Origin of the sequence: Extensimonas perlucida, from assembly GCF_007655255.1 — a bacterium.
Lineage (GTDB): Bacteria > Pseudomonadota > Gammaproteobacteria > Burkholderiales > Burkholderiaceae_C > Extensimonas > Extensimonas perlucida.
This window is the reverse complement of the sequence record NZ_VMYE01000006.1, coordinates 1-15,722: the sequence shown is the minus strand read 5'-3', so window position 1 is coordinate 15,722 and position 15,722 is coordinate 1. Positions and strand designations below refer to the sequence as shown.

9 protein-coding genes and 1 tRNA gene are annotated in these 15,722 nt (G+C 68.5%); 6 read left to right on the top strand and 4 right to left on the bottom strand.

Going from position 1 to position 15,722, the window contains the following annotated elements; all coding sequences use genetic code 11:
• The first annotated feature begins 394 nt into the window (after positions 1-394).
• The 3 genes from FK527_RS07035 to FK527_RS17685 all read left to right on the top strand — a co-directional run bounded on the left by FK527_RS07035 (position 395) and on the right by FK527_RS17685 (position 7,664).
• Positions 395-5,209: a translocation/assembly module TamB domain-containing protein gene (locus tag FK527_RS07035; protein WP_246072701.1), complete on the top strand. Its 4,815-nt coding sequence runs from the start codon at positions 395-397 to the stop codon at positions 5,207-5,209.
• 109 nt (positions 5,210-5,318) lie between these two features.
• A tRNA-Arg gene (locus FK527_RS07030) sits at positions 5,319-5,393 on the top strand.
• A 75-nt stretch (positions 5,394-5,468) separates the two neighbouring features.
• Positions 5,469-7,664, top strand: a complete 2,196-nt coding sequence (locus FK527_RS17685) for a methyl-accepting chemotaxis protein (protein ID WP_144731621.1) — start codon at positions 5,469-5,471, stop codon at positions 7,662-7,664.
• Between the two features lie 110 nt (positions 7,665-7,774).
• On the opposite strand, the gene FK527_RS07020 is transcribed toward FK527_RS17685, so the two are convergent.
• The 4 genes from FK527_RS07020 to FK527_RS07005 are packed head-to-tail and all read right to left on the bottom strand — an operon-like array spanning position 7,775 to position 12,684.
• Positions 7,775-8,011 (bottom strand): hypothetical protein, encoded by a 237-nt coding sequence (locus tag FK527_RS07020; RefSeq protein ID WP_144731618.1) that lies wholly within the window; start codon positions 8,009-8,011, stop codon positions 7,775-7,777.
• 15 nt (positions 8,012-8,026) lie between these two features.
• On the bottom strand, positions 8,027-8,830 hold the full coding sequence (rsmA, locus tag FK527_RS07015; protein ID WP_144731615.1) for a 16S rRNA (adenine(1518)-N(6)/adenine(1519)-N(6))-dimethyltransferase RsmA: 804 nt from the start codon (positions 8,828-8,830) through the stop codon (positions 8,027-8,029).
• Positions 8,827-10,233 carry a peptidylprolyl isomerase gene (locus tag FK527_RS07010; protein ID WP_144731612.1) on the bottom strand — a complete coding sequence of 469 codons (1,407 nt, stop codon included), beginning with the start codon at positions 10,231-10,233 and terminating at the stop codon, positions 8,827-8,829. The genes rsmA and FK527_RS07010 overlap by 4 nt, the downstream gene beginning before the upstream one ends.
• A gap of 9 nt (positions 10,234-10,242) precedes the next feature.
• A complete protein-coding gene (locus tag FK527_RS07005) occupies positions 10,243-12,684 on the bottom strand; it encodes an LPS-assembly protein LptD (protein ID WP_144732043.1) in 2,442 nt (813 codons plus the stop codon).
• A gap of 129 nt (positions 12,685-12,813) precedes the next feature.
• Between FK527_RS07005 and FK527_RS07000 the strand changes: the two genes are divergently transcribed.
• From FK527_RS07000 to FK527_RS06990, 3 genes are all read left to right on the top strand, one after another.
• Positions 12,814-13,983 (top strand): aminoglycoside phosphotransferase family protein, encoded by a 1,170-nt coding sequence (locus tag FK527_RS07000; RefSeq protein ID WP_144731609.1) that lies wholly within the window; start codon positions 12,814-12,816, stop codon positions 13,981-13,983.
• A 58-nt stretch (positions 13,984-14,041) separates the two neighbouring features.
• Positions 14,042-14,875: a 16S rRNA (uracil(1498)-N(3))-methyltransferase gene (locus tag FK527_RS06995; RefSeq protein WP_144731606.1), complete on the top strand. Its 834-nt coding sequence runs from the start codon at positions 14,042-14,044 to the stop codon at positions 14,873-14,875.
• A gap of 184 nt (positions 14,876-15,059) precedes the next feature.
• Entirely contained in the window at positions 15,060-15,620 is a 561-nt protein-coding gene (locus tag FK527_RS06990; RefSeq protein WP_144731603.1) for a P-loop NTPase fold protein, read from the top strand.
• The last annotated feature ends 102 nt before the right edge of the window (positions 15,621-15,722 follow it).

Here is a 15,722-nt window from a genome sequence, read left to right as displayed (position 1 = left end):
CTGCGCTCCTCGGCGCAGACAGAAGGGCGGGGATACCACACGGGCCTTCGCTACGCTCGGCCTTTGGCGGGGAAATTGGGGTCAGAAATTGGGGTCAGATTCCAATTTCCGCGTCATTGCGCGCCTCGCAGGGGCGCGGCGATCCGGGGTGGCTTGGGCGATGGGCGCCGATCGAAGGCCGCTGGATTGCCGCCGGCCTTGCGGCCCTCGCAATCATGGGGCTGATGGGGCTGATGGGGCTGATGGGCATGGCCATCGTGCACTCTGCGGGCAGGGAGCATGTCCGGCGCAGTGGCCGAAGAAGCAACGGCCACAATGACCGCTCGCCTTGCGCCTGCGTTCGTGTGGGGGCGAAGCGCCGTCTCATGGACAATCCAGCTTGGGTACGACCGAGATGCCATCGCCAGAAGCGCTGCGGCCTGACGCGCCGCCTCCCCTGCTGCCACCTGCGCCACCCGCGCCGCCTCGGCGCCGCGTGGGGCGTAGGTTGCTGCGCCTGGGCGCGGCCTTGCTGGCGCTGTTGCTGGCCTTGCTGCTAGTGCTCGGGGTGGCTGGCTGGTGGTGGGCTGGGCGCAGCAACTCGCTGGCCGACACGCTCGCGCTGGTCACACGGCTGCTGCCCGCTGGTCAGCGGCTCGAAAGCCGCGCGGTGCAAGGCACGCTGCGCGCAGGCGGGCGCATAGGCTGGCTGCGCTGGAGCAGCGCCAAGTTTGCCGTCGAAGTGCAGGAGTTGCGCTTTGGCGAATCTTTGGGCTGGCGCTGGGCCGCGCTGCTGCAAGGGCAGGCCGAACTCGGCCAGCTGCAGGCCGCGCAAGTCACGCTCACGCCGCTGGGCGCGCGCGACGCCGATGCCGGGCCGCCCAAACCGCCCACCGCGCTCGCGCTGCCCGTGCCGCTGCAGCTGCATGTGGAGCTGCGCGTCGATCGCCTGCGCTGGGCGGGCACGCCCGCGCTGGACCTGCAAAACGTGCAGCTCGGCTACCGCTACAGCGGCAGCGGCGCCGGCCTCCATGGCTGGCGCGAGGCGCAGCACCAGCTCACGCTGCACGAGCTCACACTGGCACGCGGCCACTACCGCGGCCAGGCCACGCTGGGCGCACAACCGCCCTTTGCGCTCGCCGCGACGCTCGATGGGGTGGTGCAGATCGAGCCGCCCAGCGACGCAGCACAGACGCCGCCACGCGCGGCTCCCTCCGGCAGCCAGGCCAAGGCGCACGCCAGCGTGCAAGGCCAGCTCGCCACGGCCGCTGCGCGTTTGCAGCTAAAAATGCTCTTGGCGCTTGATGCGCCTGCACAAGCAGCTATCGATGCAGAAGCGACAACGCGGCTCGGCGCCAAAGGGCAAGACGCCCCGCCCGAGCCCAAGGCCGCGCCCGCCGCAGAAGCCATGCAGGCCGAGCTCAGCGCCACCATTCAGCCATGGGCGGCGCAGCCGCTGCCACATGCCCGGGCGCGGCTGCGCGGCGTCGATCTGGCGGCCCTGTGGCCCGGGGCTCCGGCCACCTTGCTCGACGGCACGCTGCAAGCGGGGCCTTTGGCGCAGCCGGTGCGAAATTCTGCCCAAGCCCAAGCCCAAGCCCAAGCCCAAACCCAAACCCAAACCCAAACCCAAACCCAAACCCAAACCCAAACGCCTGCCGCCGCCGCTCCTCCCGCCGCACCCGCCGCGCCGGGTTGGGCCATCGCGGTGCAACTCGCCAACCGCGCGCCCGGGCCGTGGGACGCAGGCCGCCTGCCGCCCACGGCGCTGCAAGGGCGCGTCGAATACGACGGCCACCGCTGGAGCGTGCCCGCGGCCAGCGTGGGGCTAGGAGCCTGTCGGACTTTGGGCGTCGATAGCGAGAATGCGCCCCGGCGAGGCCAGTTTTTGCCGGATTCGCCGCCCCATAGTGGTGCTATGGGGCAAGAAGACGGTGAAAAATGGACCGCTGCGGCGCATTCGCAGCCGACGATTCCAAAGTCCGACAGGCTCCTAGGAGCCCGTAGCACTTCGGGAGTCGATAGTGCGAATGGGCCGCAGCCGACGACGCCAAAGTCCGACGGGCTCCTCAGCGCGGGCACGGCCACGCTGCAGGCGCACTACACGCCGGCCAGCGGAGCCTGGGACGGCCGGCTGGACTTGCACGCCGTCTCGCCCGGCGCCGTGCATACAGCGTTCGACGTGCAAGCGCTTTCGGGCCAGATCGCCGCGCGCCGCGAAGGCGGGGCCGTGCGCTTTACGGCAAACCTGCGCGCGCAACCCGCGCCGGGCGGAAATGGCGCCGCTGCCGGGAACGGTACCCAGGCCGTCGCAAGCGGCGCCGCGCGCGGCAACCAAACCAAGCGCACCAGAGCCGCGCCAGCGTCCAAGGCCACGGCAAAAGCGGCGCCAGCGGCCAAGCTGCGCATAGACGCCTTGCAGACCGAAGGCGAATGGCGGCGGCAGGCCGAGGGCAATTCCAGCCTGCAATTGCGCACCCTGCAACTCGCCGCGCTGCAGGCCCGCGTGCAAGCGCAGGCGCTGCACATTGCCTTTGGCGTTGCCCCGGAGGTGCAAGGGCGCGTGCAGCTCGAGGTGCCTGGTGCCGCCGCCGAGGCCGACGGCAGCCTGGGTGCGCGCCGCGGCGCCGGCACGCTGCAGCTGCAGGCGCAAGACCTGCGCGCCACGCAGCAGTGGCTCGCGCGCCTGACGGCGCTCGGCGTGCCTGGGCTGGATTTTGCGCAGCAAGGCGAGCTGCAAGGCCAGGCGCAGCTCAATGCGCGCTGGCAGGGCGGTTGGCAAAGCGCTTGGGACATGCTGCAGCGCCCGCCGCCATCGCCATCGCCATCGCCGCGCGGCAAAGCTGCGGGCGCCGCCCCCTTCACTCTGCAAGCCACGCTGGTCGTGCCGCAGTTTGACGGTACTTGGCCGGGCGCCGCGCCCTGGCAGCTGCGCGGCGTGCGCGCCGAACTCGCGGGCTCGCCCGCGCAGGCCGCGCTCGCCCTCGATGGCAAGCTGCAGCATGGCGGCCTGCAGTTTGCGCTGCAGACCAGATTGGAAGGTGGGCTCCAGCGCGCCGCGCAGGCGGGCGCCGGCTTGCCTTGGCAGGCGCGTGTGCAAACGCTGCGCCTGCAAGCCGAGGACGCGCAGCGCCCCGGCACGTGGACGCTCGCGCTCGGCGCGCCGTTCGCGCTCGAAGGGCGCATGCCGAGCGGCCAGGCCCGCGCCTCGGCAACCTCGGCAGCGCCGGCCTGGACTGTGCAGGCCACGGCCGGGCAGGCTGCGCTGAGCGGCCCTTTGCCCGGCACGGTGCAATTGCGCTGGGAGTCGCTGCGCTGGGAGCAGCGCACGGACAAGGCCGCGGGCGCCGCCCCCATGCACTTGCAGACGCAAGGCAGCGTGCTCGGCCTGCCGCTCGCCTGGGTGGATGCCTTCGAGGCGCGTTCCGCCGACACGCCGCCTCTGCTCACGCGGCTCGGGCTCGGTGGTGACCTGGCCTTCGACGGCCAGTGGAGCATAGACACCACCGCGCGCGACGGCCTGCGCGCGCGCCTGGGCCTGCAGCGCGCGCGCGGCGACTTGCGTATCCGCCTCGAAGAAGGCACGAATGGCGCTGGCGGCCCCGGCGGCAAAACTGCCAGCGGCGGCAAAGTGGGCAATGGCGGCGCAGGCAAGTCGCCCACCAGCGCCCAGGCCGGCGTGCGCGCGGCCGAGGTTGTGCTCGAAGCGCAGGGCGAAGCCGTGCACGCACGGCTGCTGTGGGACAGCGAGCGCGCGGGCCATGTCAACGCCATCGCCGACACACGCATTGCCTGGATGCAGGGCGCGCCCGTCTGGCCCGCGGACGCACCCGTGGCCGGCACACTGCAGGCGCGCCTGCCCGACCTCGGCGCCTGGTCTTTGCTCGCGCCGCCGGGCTGGCGCGTGCGCGGCACCGTCGCAGCGGACGCGCAGCTTGCGGGCAGCCGCGCCGCGCCGCGCTGGGCCGGCACGCTCGCGGCCGACGACGTGGCCGTGCGCTCCGTGCTCGACGGCGTCGATCTGCAGCAAGGCCGCCTGCGCGCCACGCTGCGCGGCGACACGCTGGACATCACCGAATGGCGCATCCAGGGCGGGCGCGGCAGCAATGCGCGCATTCCGGGCCAAAGCGGCAACCGCACGCCGCCGCCGCAGGACGGCGGCACGCTGGCCGGCACGGGCACCGTGCGCTGGGGCCGCCCGGCAGACGGCGACGCGGGCATCTTCATGCAGCTGCAGGGCGAGGCGCGCGCGCTGCAGCTGCTGGTGCGCGCCGACCGGCAGGTCAGCGTCTCGGGCCCCGTGCAGGCGCAGTTGCAGGGCGGGCAGATCCGCCTGCGCGGCCAGCTCACGATAGACCGCGCCGCCATTCTGCTGCCCGAAGAAAGCGCGCCGCGCCTGGGCGACGACGTGGTCGTGCACTCGCGCGCCAAGGACGAGGCCGCGCAAAAGGCGACGCAAAAGGCCGACCAGCCCGAGGCGCGCGCCACGGTGCAAGCCGCGCGCGTCCCCGACATCGCCGTGAGCCTGAACCTGGGGCGCGACTTTGCGCTGCAGGGCATGGGCCTGACCACGCGCCTGCGCGGCACGCTCGACGTTCGCTCCAGCCCCGAGAGCGGCGCCGCGCCGCGCATCACGGGCGACATTGCGACGGAGCAGGGTCGCTATCGCGCCTGGGGTCAGACGCTGGACATAGAAACCGGGCACGTCCATTTCAACGGCCCCTATGACAACCCCGCGCTCGACATCCTCGCGCTGCGCCCCAACATCAGCGTGCGCGCCGGCGTGCAGATCAGCGGCACGGCGCTGGCGCCGCGCGTGCGCCTGTATTCCGACCCTGAACTGCCCGAGGCCGAAAAGCTCTCGTGGGTGGTGCTGGGCCGCGCCGCCGCGCAAAGCGGCACGCAGACCGCCATGCTGCAGCAGGCCGCCTTGAGCCTGCTCGGGCGCGGCGGCGGCAGCCCCGGCGCACAGATCGCGCGCCGCCTGGGCCTCGATGAGTTGGGTCTGGGCGGCACGCGCGACAGTGGCGACACCAGCGGCACCAACGGCACGGCGCTGTCGCTGGGCAAACGCCTGTCCGACAAGATGTACGTGACCTACGAATACGGCCTCACGAACGCGCTCGGTGCGATCTACATCTTTCTGGACCTCACGCGCCACCTGACGCTGCGCGGGCAGACGGGCGAAAAGAGCGCGCTCGACATCATCTACACCTTGCGGCGCGATTGAGTTGCCGAGCCGTGCGTGCCGCGCACTTCGGCGGCCTACAATTCGCCCCAGCCCGCTTTTTGCCACCCTGCAATGGGAGTGGTTGCGGGCACAGTCTTTGCCTCTTCACCTCGCCGTAGCACAAGGGATAGTGCCCCCGCCTCCTAAGCGGGAGATTCAGGTTCGAGTCCTGACGGTGAGGCCAGTTTCTGCGGTTATGCTGGGGTTTGTAATTAATTGTGCTCCCAACCCCACTCCCTTCAGACGAAAAAGAGGAAACATGAAAAAAACGGCGGTGCGCGCCCAGCTCGGCTGGGCTTTTGGTGGATTGGCTTTGCTGGTCTTGATCGTAGCGGTGTTCGCCATCAAAGGGCTCCATGATGCGAATCTGCGCTTTGAAAATTACGTGCAAGGCATGGGTGCGCATCTCAATGCCGCCCATGAAACGCAAGAGGCCGTGCAACGGCGCGCGATCGCCGTACGCAACATGGTGCTGCGCACCAAGCCGGAGGACATCGCAGCCGAAAAACAGGTGGCAGTGCAGTCGCATGCAGAGGTGGTAAGCCAGCTGCAAAAGCTCAAAACGCTGGTGCAGGATGCGGAAGCTACGGAAGAAGCGCGGCGCATGGTCGCGGAAATCGACCGTATCGCGCAGCAGTACGCGCCAGTTGCCCTCGCGATCGTCGATCTGGCTGCAAACCAGCAGCGCGAGGCTGCTGTCGCCAAAATCAATGACGAATGCTTACCGCTGCTGCGCGCACTGGAAAACGCGACGCAGCAATATGTGAACTATGCGACCAAACGCGCCGGTCAGCTCGCTGCAGCATCTGCGGCTGAATATGCATTGCAGCGGAACCTGCTGATCGCCTTCTGCGTGTTGGCCTTCGCCTTTGCCGTGCTGGCCGGCTGGCTGATCACACGCCGTATTACGCGCGCGCTCGGCGCCGAGCCCGACGAGCTCTCTGCCGCGGTCACGCGCGTGGCCGAGGGCGATTTGACGACCGAGCTGCACGTGCGCGCGGGCGACACCTCGAGCGTGCTGGCGGCCGTCGCGCGCATGCAGGCGGCGCTGCGGCAGGTAGTGTCCAACGTGCGCCACGCTTCGGATGCCGTCTCGGTCGCGAGCGCCCAGATCGCCGCAGGCAACGCCGACCTCTCGGCGCGCACCGAAAGCCAAGCCAGCGCGCTTGAAGAAACCGCAGCCTCCATGGAACAGCTTGGCAGCACCGTGCAGCAAAACGCCGACAACGCGCGCCAGGCGAACCAGCTCGCGCAAAGCGCCTCGGCCGTGGCACAAGAGGGCGGCGAGGTCGTGGCGCAGGTGGTCGAAACCATGAAGGGCATCCACGGCTCCTCGCAAAAAATCGCCGACATCATCGGCGTGATCGACGGCATCGCGTTCCAGACCAACATCCTCGCGCTCAACGCCGCCGTCGAAGCCGCGCGCGCAGGCGAGCAGGGGCGCGGCTTTGCCGTGGTCGCGAGCGAGGTGCGCAGCCTGGCGGGCCGCAGCGCGCAGGCGGCCAAGGAGATCAAGGCGCTCATCACCGACAGCGTCACACGCATAGGGCAGGGCAGCGCGCTGGCCGACCAGGCGGGCGCGAAGATGGCGGACATCGTTACCGGCATCCGCCGCGTGACCGACCTCATGGGCGAGATCAGCGCGGCCAGCAGCGAGCAAAGTGCAGGCGTCGCGCAAGTCGGCGAGGCCGTGAGCCAGATGGACCAGGTCACGCAGCAAAACGCCGCGCTGGTCGAGCAAATGGCCGCGGCCGCTGCGAGCCTCAACGCCCAGGCGCAGGAGCTCGTGCGCACCGTGGCCTTGTTCAAGCTCGATGCGGCGCAAGCCGCGCAGGCCGTGCCCGCCGCAGCGGCGCCGGCGCTGCAAATGCCAGCGCCGGCGCGCATGGCCGGCCACTTGGCGCAAAGCCCGGCGCGGCCTGCCGCAGCGGGGCATGCTTTGCCTGGCAAGGACACGCAAGACCTGAGCGTGCGCCTGGACAACGCGATCCGTGCGCACGCCGAATGGAAGACCAAGCTGCGCACGGCGATCCAGAAGAAGGAAGCGCTGGACGCCGACACCATCGGCCGCGATGATTGCTGCGAGCTTGGCAAATGGCTGCACGGCAAGGGCCGTTCGCAATACGGCGGGCGACCTTCGTTTACCCACCTCGTCGATGAGCACCGCCATTTCCATCAGCAGGCCGGCAAGGTTGCGCAGACCATCAACCGTGGCGCCTACCAGGAAGCGGAGCAGCAGATCGCCAGTGGTTCGGCGTTCTCCGAGGCCTCGCAGCGCGTGGGGCGGGCCATCGTGCAGCTGGCGAACGAGGTCAAGGGCAAAGGCGGGCGCGGCGCCACAGCTGCCGGTGCAGCTTCCGCTTCCGCCCCCGCGCCGCAGCTCAGGCGGCCCGATGCTGCGAGCCTGCACGGCAAGGCCAGCCACGCCGACGAGGGCGAGTGGGAGAGTTTTTGAGCCGCAAAGTCGCCGGGCTTGTGCCTTGCGGCCTTGACGCACGTGCCCATGCGGGCTTTGTTTTTTTATGCCAAAACCGGCCTAAGCCAAGGTGCAGCAAGCGCGAGTAGCTATCGAAAACCTAGGAGCCTGTCGGACTGTGGAATCGTCGGCTGCGAATGCGCCGCAGCGGCCCATTTTTTACCGTCTTCTTGCCCCATAGCACCACTATGGGGCGGCGAGTCCGGCAAAAACTGGTCTCGCTGGGGCGCATTCTCGCTTTCGACGCCCAAAGTCCGACAGGCTCCTAGTACGACGCAGGGCGGATGGGCGCGGCGCTTTTTGTGCGTGGCGCCTACCTGTCGCATTCCTGAATTTTTGCGTCAGTGGTGGCCTTGCAATGCACCCGCCAGCGCCACGTATTCGGAAACCGGGACTTCCTCGGCGCGGCGCTGGGTGTCGAAGTGGCCTGCATAGGCGCGCGCCTCTAGCCAGCGCCCCAGCGTGTGGCGCAGCAGCTTGCGGCGCTGGCTGAAAGCCACCTGCACGAGTTCGGCGAGCAGCGCCGGCGGCACCTCGGGCGGCGCCGCGAGCGGCAGCATGCGCACCACGGCGCTGTCCACGCGCGGCGGCGGCTCGAAGCTCTCGGGCGGCACGTGCAGCACGTCTTCCATCGCGTAGCGCCACTGCAGCATCACCGACAGGCGCCCGTAGTCGGCCGTGGCGGGCTGCGCCACCATGCGCTGCACCACCTCTTTTTGCAGCATGAAGTGCTGGTCTGCGATCACGGCGACATGTTCGAGCAGGTGGAACAGGATGGGCGTGGAGATGTTGTAGGGCAGGTTGCCCACGACGCGCAGTTTGCGCGCCGGGGCCGCATCGTCGGCACCGCTCAAGGTGGCGGCCAGCGCGGTGAAATCGACCTTGAGCACGTCGGCTTCGATTACTTCGAGCTGGGGGTGCTGGCGCAGGCGCGCGGCCAGGTCGCGGTCGAGTTCGATCACGGCGAGGCAGCCCAATCGTTCCACCAGCGGCTGCGTCAGCGCCGCAAGGCCGGGGCCGATTTCTATCATGGCCTGCCCCGGCTGCGGCGCGATGGCGCGCACGATGGCGTCGATGATGGCGCTGTCGGCCAGGAAGTGCTGGCCGAAGCGCTTGCGCGCGCGGTGTTCCCGGTGCTGCGTCACAGCGGCGGGTCGCGGTATTCGATGTAGGCGCGGCCGCGCAGCTCCTGTAGCCAGGTGGTGTAGGCCTGCTCGGTTTTTTGCTCGCGCACGGTGTCGCGCGCCATGTCGCGCAGCTCGCGCTGGCTGGGCTTGACTTCGCGGCGTTCGAGCAGCTGGATCAGGTGCACGCCAAAGCGCGTGACCACGGGCTCGCTGATTTCGCCGGGCTGCAGGGCGTTCATGGCTTCCTCGAACTCGGGCACGAAGCGGCCGGGGTTGACCCAGCCCAGGTCGCCGCCTTGCTTGGCGCTGCCGTCTTGCGAATACTCGCGCGCGAGGTCGGCAAAGTCGGCCGTGCCCGTGAGCACGCGCCGGCGCAACTCGGCCAGGCGCGCGGCCGCGGCGGTTTCGCTGAGCTGCGGGCTGGTGCGCAGCAGGATGTGGCGCGCGTGGCTTTGCGTGATGACGGCGGGAATGCCGGCGTTGCTGCGCTCCACGACCTTCAAGACGTGAAAGCCCGCGCCCGAGCGCAGCGGGCCGGCGATCGCGCCCACGGGCAGCGAGGCAACGGCGTTCGCGAACAGCTCGGGGTAGCGCTCGAGCGGGCGCAGCCCCATGGCGCCGCCACTGATGCCCAGCGACGCGTCGGCGAGCGCGCGCGCCACGGCGGCGAAGTCCTCGCCCGCGCGCAGCTTGTCGGCCGCGGCCTGCGCGCGCGCCTGGCGCTGGGCGACTTCGGCGGGGCTGGCGTTTTCGGGCACGGGCACGAAGAAGTGCGCGAGGTTGACTTCTGCCTTGGCCGCGGCGGCCTCGGAGCGTTGCTCGCGCAGGTATTGGTCAACGTCGAGGTCGGTCACGCGCACGCGCGACTGCACTTCGCGGTCACGCAGGCGCTGCAGGAGCAGCTGGTTGCGCAACTCTTCGCGAAAGCTCTTGCGGCTGATGCCCTGTTCGGCCAGGCGGCGGTAGAACGCCTCGACGCTGAGCTGGTTTTGCCGCGCGACGCTTTGCTCGGCCTGATCGACGGCGTAGTCGTCCACGCGGATGCCGGTGTCCTTGGCTTCCTGCAACTGCGCTTTTTCGAGGATGAGCTGCTCGAGCACCTCACGTGCGAGCACCTCGCGCGGGGGCGCGGCGCCGCCTTGCTGGGCGATCTGCCGCTCGATGCGCGCCATGCGCATGCGCACCTCGTTGTTGGTGATGGGTTCGGAGTTGACCAGCGCGACGATGTAATCGGCCTGCTGCTGCGTCAGCCCGCTGCCCTCGGACGGGCCGGGCAGCGCCGGCGTTTGCGGTGCGGGACGCGCGAGGCCCCTGGCCGAGCCTGCCGCACCTGCCGCAGGGCGCAGACCTTGCGCAGCGGCACTTTGCAGCGCACAGAAACCCAGGCACGCTAGGCCCAGGGCAAGAAGACGATGGTTCATGGTGGCGGGTCAATCGTAGTTGCTGAAGCGGCTGGGCAGGGCGCGCGCCGCCGGATCGTGCAAGGGTTGGTAGCGTGGCACGTTTTGCTTGAGCGCTGCGAGCGGGTCCTGCCCCAGGCTCAGGCGCGAAAAACCGACAAATTCGATCTGGAACAGCAATCGCGTGTTGGCGGTGATCAAGCTGCTTTGCAGCCTGTCGACGACCACGCGGCCCACCCAGCAGCAGCCGTTGTATTCGAAGCCCACCACCATGTCCACGAGCTTTTTGTCGCGCATGCTGTAGTCCAGCCGCCCCACGGTGTACCAGCGCCCACTGCCGGTGCGCGCTGCCTTGGCGTCTTTGCGGCCACCGGCATCCGCGCTGCCGGGGCTGGAGCTCAAGGGCCATTGCCAGCCCAGGTCGATCTGCTCGCTGGTGCCGCGCTGCAGGCGGTACGCGGCACTGATGGTGCGGTAGTTGCCGGGCGTGTAGTTGGCGCTCACGGTGGAGCGCACCGAGCGCCCGGTGTGCGGGTTGTATTGCACGACGGAGTCGAAGCCCCATTGCGGCGTCCAGTTCAGGCCCGCGCCCAGCAGCACGTCGGAGACGCGGTCGGTCATGGGCGCTTCGCCGGGCAGGGTGACGTTCTGGTCCTTGAAGCGCAGGCGCTGCGCGATGCCCAGGCGCAGGGAGTCGGCGCCGGTGTCGGGGTCGAGAAAGCGCGTGGTCACGCCCAGGGTCAGCAGGTTGTTGTCGGCGATGCGGTCGTTGCCGCCGTAGGCGTTCTCGGTGTAGATGGTGGCGAAGTTGAAGTCGTTGGCCGCGGTGTCGTAGATGGGCAGCAGGTGCTGGTCGCGGTAGGGCGTGTAGGTGTAGAAGGCGCGCGGCTCGAGCGTCTGCACGAAATTGCGCCCCAGCAGCCGCGTGTCGCGCTCGAACACCAGGCCGCTGTCCAGGCTGAAGGTCGGCAAGGTGCGGCTCGCGGACTTGCTGCCGTTCAGCAGCGGGCTATCGAATTGGTAGTGCGTGGCGTTGAGCTGCAGGCGCGGCGTGACGAAGCTGCCCGGCGAGCGGAAGGGGCGGCTGACTTGCGCCTGCAGGTAGCTGCGGTCGGCGTTGGGCTGGTTGGTGAGGAAGCGGTCGGCCTGAAAGCGCGTGGTATCGACTTCGACGCTGGTCTCGAAACCGTGGCGCAAGTCGCTGGGTGCGTAGCGCCATTGCAGCTGGGGCATGCGGTCGTAGGGCGGCACGATGGGTGCATTCATGTCCTGCTGGGTCTGCCACTTGAGCGTGTGCACCTGCGCCGTCATGTCGCGCGCGGCCCAGGACAAGCGCATTTCGCTGGGCAGCAGGCGCTCCAGCATCGCATTGGTGCCCAGCGAGGAGGCGTGACCGAAGTCGCGCCAGTAGTCGTTGTCGCTCACGCGGTTGAGATTCAGGTGCAGGTTCAGGTTCCCCACGCCGGCGGCGTCTATGCTGCCGTCGTGCTTGGCGGTGTAAGTCCAGCGATCGCGCTCGCGCAGGCTGTCCGAAGGCATGTATTGGCCCTTGAGCTCGCCCTGGTAGTTGCTTTCGAGGTAACGAAACTCACCGCCCGCGTTGAAGCCGCGCCGCGCCATCACCGTGCCCGTGAAGGTGGCGTCGCGGTTGGGCGCGATGTTCCAGTAGTAGGGCTGCGAATATTCGAAGCCGCTGCGGCTGTCGAGGCCGAAGGTCGGCGGCAGAAAGCCGGACTTGCGCTTGTCCGACAGCGGAAAGCTGATGTGCGGGATGGGCAGCACCGGCACGCCCTTGAACTCGAGCACACCACCGTCGGCCACGCCCACGTCCTCCTCCTGGTCGAGGTGTATGGTCTTGGCGCGCAAAATCCAGTCGGGCGTCCAGCTTGCGCTGTCGTTCTTTTCGCAGGTGGTGTAGGTGGCGTCGTGCACCACGGAGCGGTCAGGGTCGATGAAGTCCACGCGCGTGGCGTCGCCATAGGCGCCGTTGGCCAGAAAGCGGTAATGCGCGTCGGTGAAAAAGCCCTGGAACGCCTCCACGCGCAGGTCCAGCGCCGTGCCGTCGAAGATGTTGCCCGCACGGTTGATGTGCACCTGGCCGCGTGCCCTGGCCAGGTCTTCGGGCGCGATGTATTCGAGGCGGTCGGCGCGGATCGTGGTGTCACCGCGGCGCAGCTCGGCCTTGCCCTCGACCACCACGTTCAAGTCCGTCTGGCCCGTGACGCGGTCGCCGCGCACGAACAGCGGCAGCTGCGGACGCACCTCGCGCGGGAGGGTTTCCTGCAGCTGCGTGCTCGTGCGCAGCTGGGGTCGGCCCCAGCCGTCCGGGGCCGTGGCAGCGTCTGCGCCTGCGGGCGCGGGCGCCGCGGATGCAGGCGGCGCAGCGACCTGCTGCGCGAACGCCCCCGGCGGCAGTGCGCACCCGGCGAGCGCGAGCGCATAAGCCAGCGGACGCAGCGCGGGGCAAAGCATGGGCTGCTGCGCCGCAGCGGACGCAGCGCGGAAGGTGGGTGGTATCTGCACGGTGGGAGGCTGGCAGCGAAGCACGGACAGAAAATGCGACGAGAAAACGTACACGCGGAAAATAGAATCCGATTATCCATGACCCATCCCAAGCCCTCGCCCTTGGCCCCTGAGCGCGCCACGAACTCCGGCCCCGCCGCTGCATCCGCCGCCGTCCCCGCCGCTGCCCCCAGTACCATCACCTGGCCCAGCGCGGCGCGGCGGGCGGCCTTCGAAGCCTGGCTTGCGCCGCTCGCCGCTGCGCATGGCCTGGTGGCCCAAAGCCTGCGCCCGGCCTCGGCGGACGCGAGCTTCCGGCGCTATCTGCGCATAGACCTTGCCGCGGGCGGCAGCTGCATCGTCATGGACGCGCCGCCAGAGCTCGAAGACTGCCGCCCCTTCGTGCGCGTGCAAGCGCTGATGGCCGCGGCCGGCCTGCGCGTGCCGCAAGTCCTCGCCTGGGACGAAGCCGGTGGCTTCATGCTGCTGAGCGACCTGGGCGCGCACACGCTCATCGAGGCGCTCGATCCAGCTGCGCCCGCGGCCGCGCAGGCTTGGTATTTGCAGGCCGTGGACGCGCTGATCGAGTGGCAAAAAGCCTCGCGCCCCGGCGTGCTGCCCCCCTACGACGAGGCCCTGCTGCGCCGCGAACTTGCCCTGTTTCCCGACTGGTACGTGGCCCGGCACCGCGGCATCGAACTGGACGACGCGCAGCAAAACACCCTCGCGCGCGCCTTCGACGCCATCGTCGCGCACAACCTCGCCGCGCCCAGCGTGTTCGTGCACCGCGACTTCATGCCGCGCAACCTGATGCTGCCCACGCAGGCCGACATGCCGCTGGGCGTGCTCGACTTCCAGGATGCGGTGTACGGCCCCATCACCTACGACATCGCGAGCCTGCTGCGCGACGCCTTCATCAGCTGGGACGAGGAATTCGTCATCGACATCACCGTGCGCTACTGGGAAAAGGCGCGCCGCGCGGGCCTGCTGGGCGCGGCCAGCGCCTCGGGCTGGGGCGTGGACTTCGGCGAGTTTTACCGCAGCGTGGAGTGGATGGGCCTGCAGCGCCACCTCAAGGTCGCGGGCATTTTTGCGCGCCTCACGCTGCGCGACGGCAAGCCCAAGTACCTCGCAGACGCGCCGCGCTTCATCGCCTACATCCGCGCCACCGCGAGCCGCTACCGCGAGCTCGCGCCGCTCTTGCACCTGATCGACCAGATCGAAGGGGTGCAGGAACAAAGCGGCTGGGCCTTTGGCCGGGTTTCATGAGCCAAATAGGCCTCTAAGGCGCATACAGCAAGCGCCAGCAGCTATCGTTATAAAAGCTATGCCACGTTTTTACTGCCCTCTCGCGCTGCAGGTTGGCAGCGACATCGACCTGCCCGCAGGCGCCGCGCGCCACGTACAGGTGCTGCGCCTGCAGCCGGGCGATGGCATCACGCTGTTTCACGGCGGGCTCGAAGACGTGGGCGTGGACGCCGCGGCGCTCGCGGGCGAATTCGACGCCACCATCGTGCACATGGGCCGCGCCGCGGTGCGCGTGCGTGTGCAGCGCCGGCACGCCGTCGAACGCGAAGCCGCGCGCGCCGTGCACCTGGCCGTCGCCATCATGGCCAACGAGCGCATGGACTGGCTGGTCGAAAAAGCCACCGAACTCGGCGCTGCGAGCCTCACGCCGCTGCTGGCCGAACGCAGCGTGCTGCGCCTGGCGGGCGAGCGCGCCGACAAAAAACGCGCGCACTGGCAGGCCATCGCCGTGGCCGCCTGCGAACAATGCGGCCGCAACCGCGTGCCGCGCGTACACCCCGTGCAGACCCTGACCGACTGGCTGCGCGCGCAGGGCGCAGGCCAGGCACTTGCGCCATCCACTGGGCTGCCCGCTGCACCATCCGACGCACCGGTCATTGCCGCACCGCAGCGCCTGCTGCTATCGCTGCAGCCGCATAGCACCGCGCTGCGCGCCGCAGCCGCAGCTGGAATTGTAGAAGGCCAAGACGGCAGCGCCGCGCCCGTGCTGCTGCTTTCCGGCCCCGAAGGCGGCCTGAGCAGCGCCGAAGAAGCACTCGCGCTGCAGCAAGGCTGGACGCCCGTCACCCTGGGCCCCCGCACCCTGCGCGCCGAAACCGCCCCGCTTGCGGCGCTGGCGGTGTTGACGATCTGACGAGGTGGGGGCGGGCAGAAAAAGAATTGGAATCTGACCCCAATTTTCTGCGCGCTGAACGATCAACATGACTGTCTATCTCAACGAGTTCAGTCTGTATGCTCGGTGCCCCGGCCTTCAAGACGATCTCGGAACGCTTGCGGCAGCGGAAAGCTGAGATCAACAGCATTCGTTGCAGCTGTAACTGGATCGCTGTCGCCCGACCTTCGCCATCGAACTGCTTGAGCGAATCAAGCATCTCTTCGATATCCCGAACATCGTCTTCGTGCTCTCCATCGACAAGCAGCAGCTAGAGGCGAGCACGGCGGCTGTCTATGGCTCAGCCATCAATGCCCCAGAATATTTGCGCCGATTCATTGATCTGGAGTACGGCATTCCTGCTGCTCACTCCAAGCGCTACACGGAGACTCTGATCAAGCGTTTTGGCCTGGAACCGGTTTTTGCCGAACGCAAAAGCTCGGAGGTCGCCTACGACAGGAAGAATTTCGTCGACTTTTTCACAATGCTGGCAGACGCCGTTGGGCTTTCCCTTCGCGCACGTGAACGATGTATCACCCGGCTTCGGGTCGTAATGGACCTGACACCTCCCAATCACTATCTCGATCCAATCTTGGTCGCACTGCTAATCGTTTTACGATCCAACAAGCAGGACCTATTCACCAGGCTGATCTCTGGAGAGGCCCATGCCGAAACGGTGATGGAATACCTCGCATCCTTACCTGTCGCATCCCTGACGATTGTATAGACTCCCGCCGCTACCCCCTGTTCATGGCTCGTGCCGTTTTGCAAGCCCTGATTGAGGAACATGAGCAAGCCAGCAAAGGAGCCCGTACACCATGATGATCGC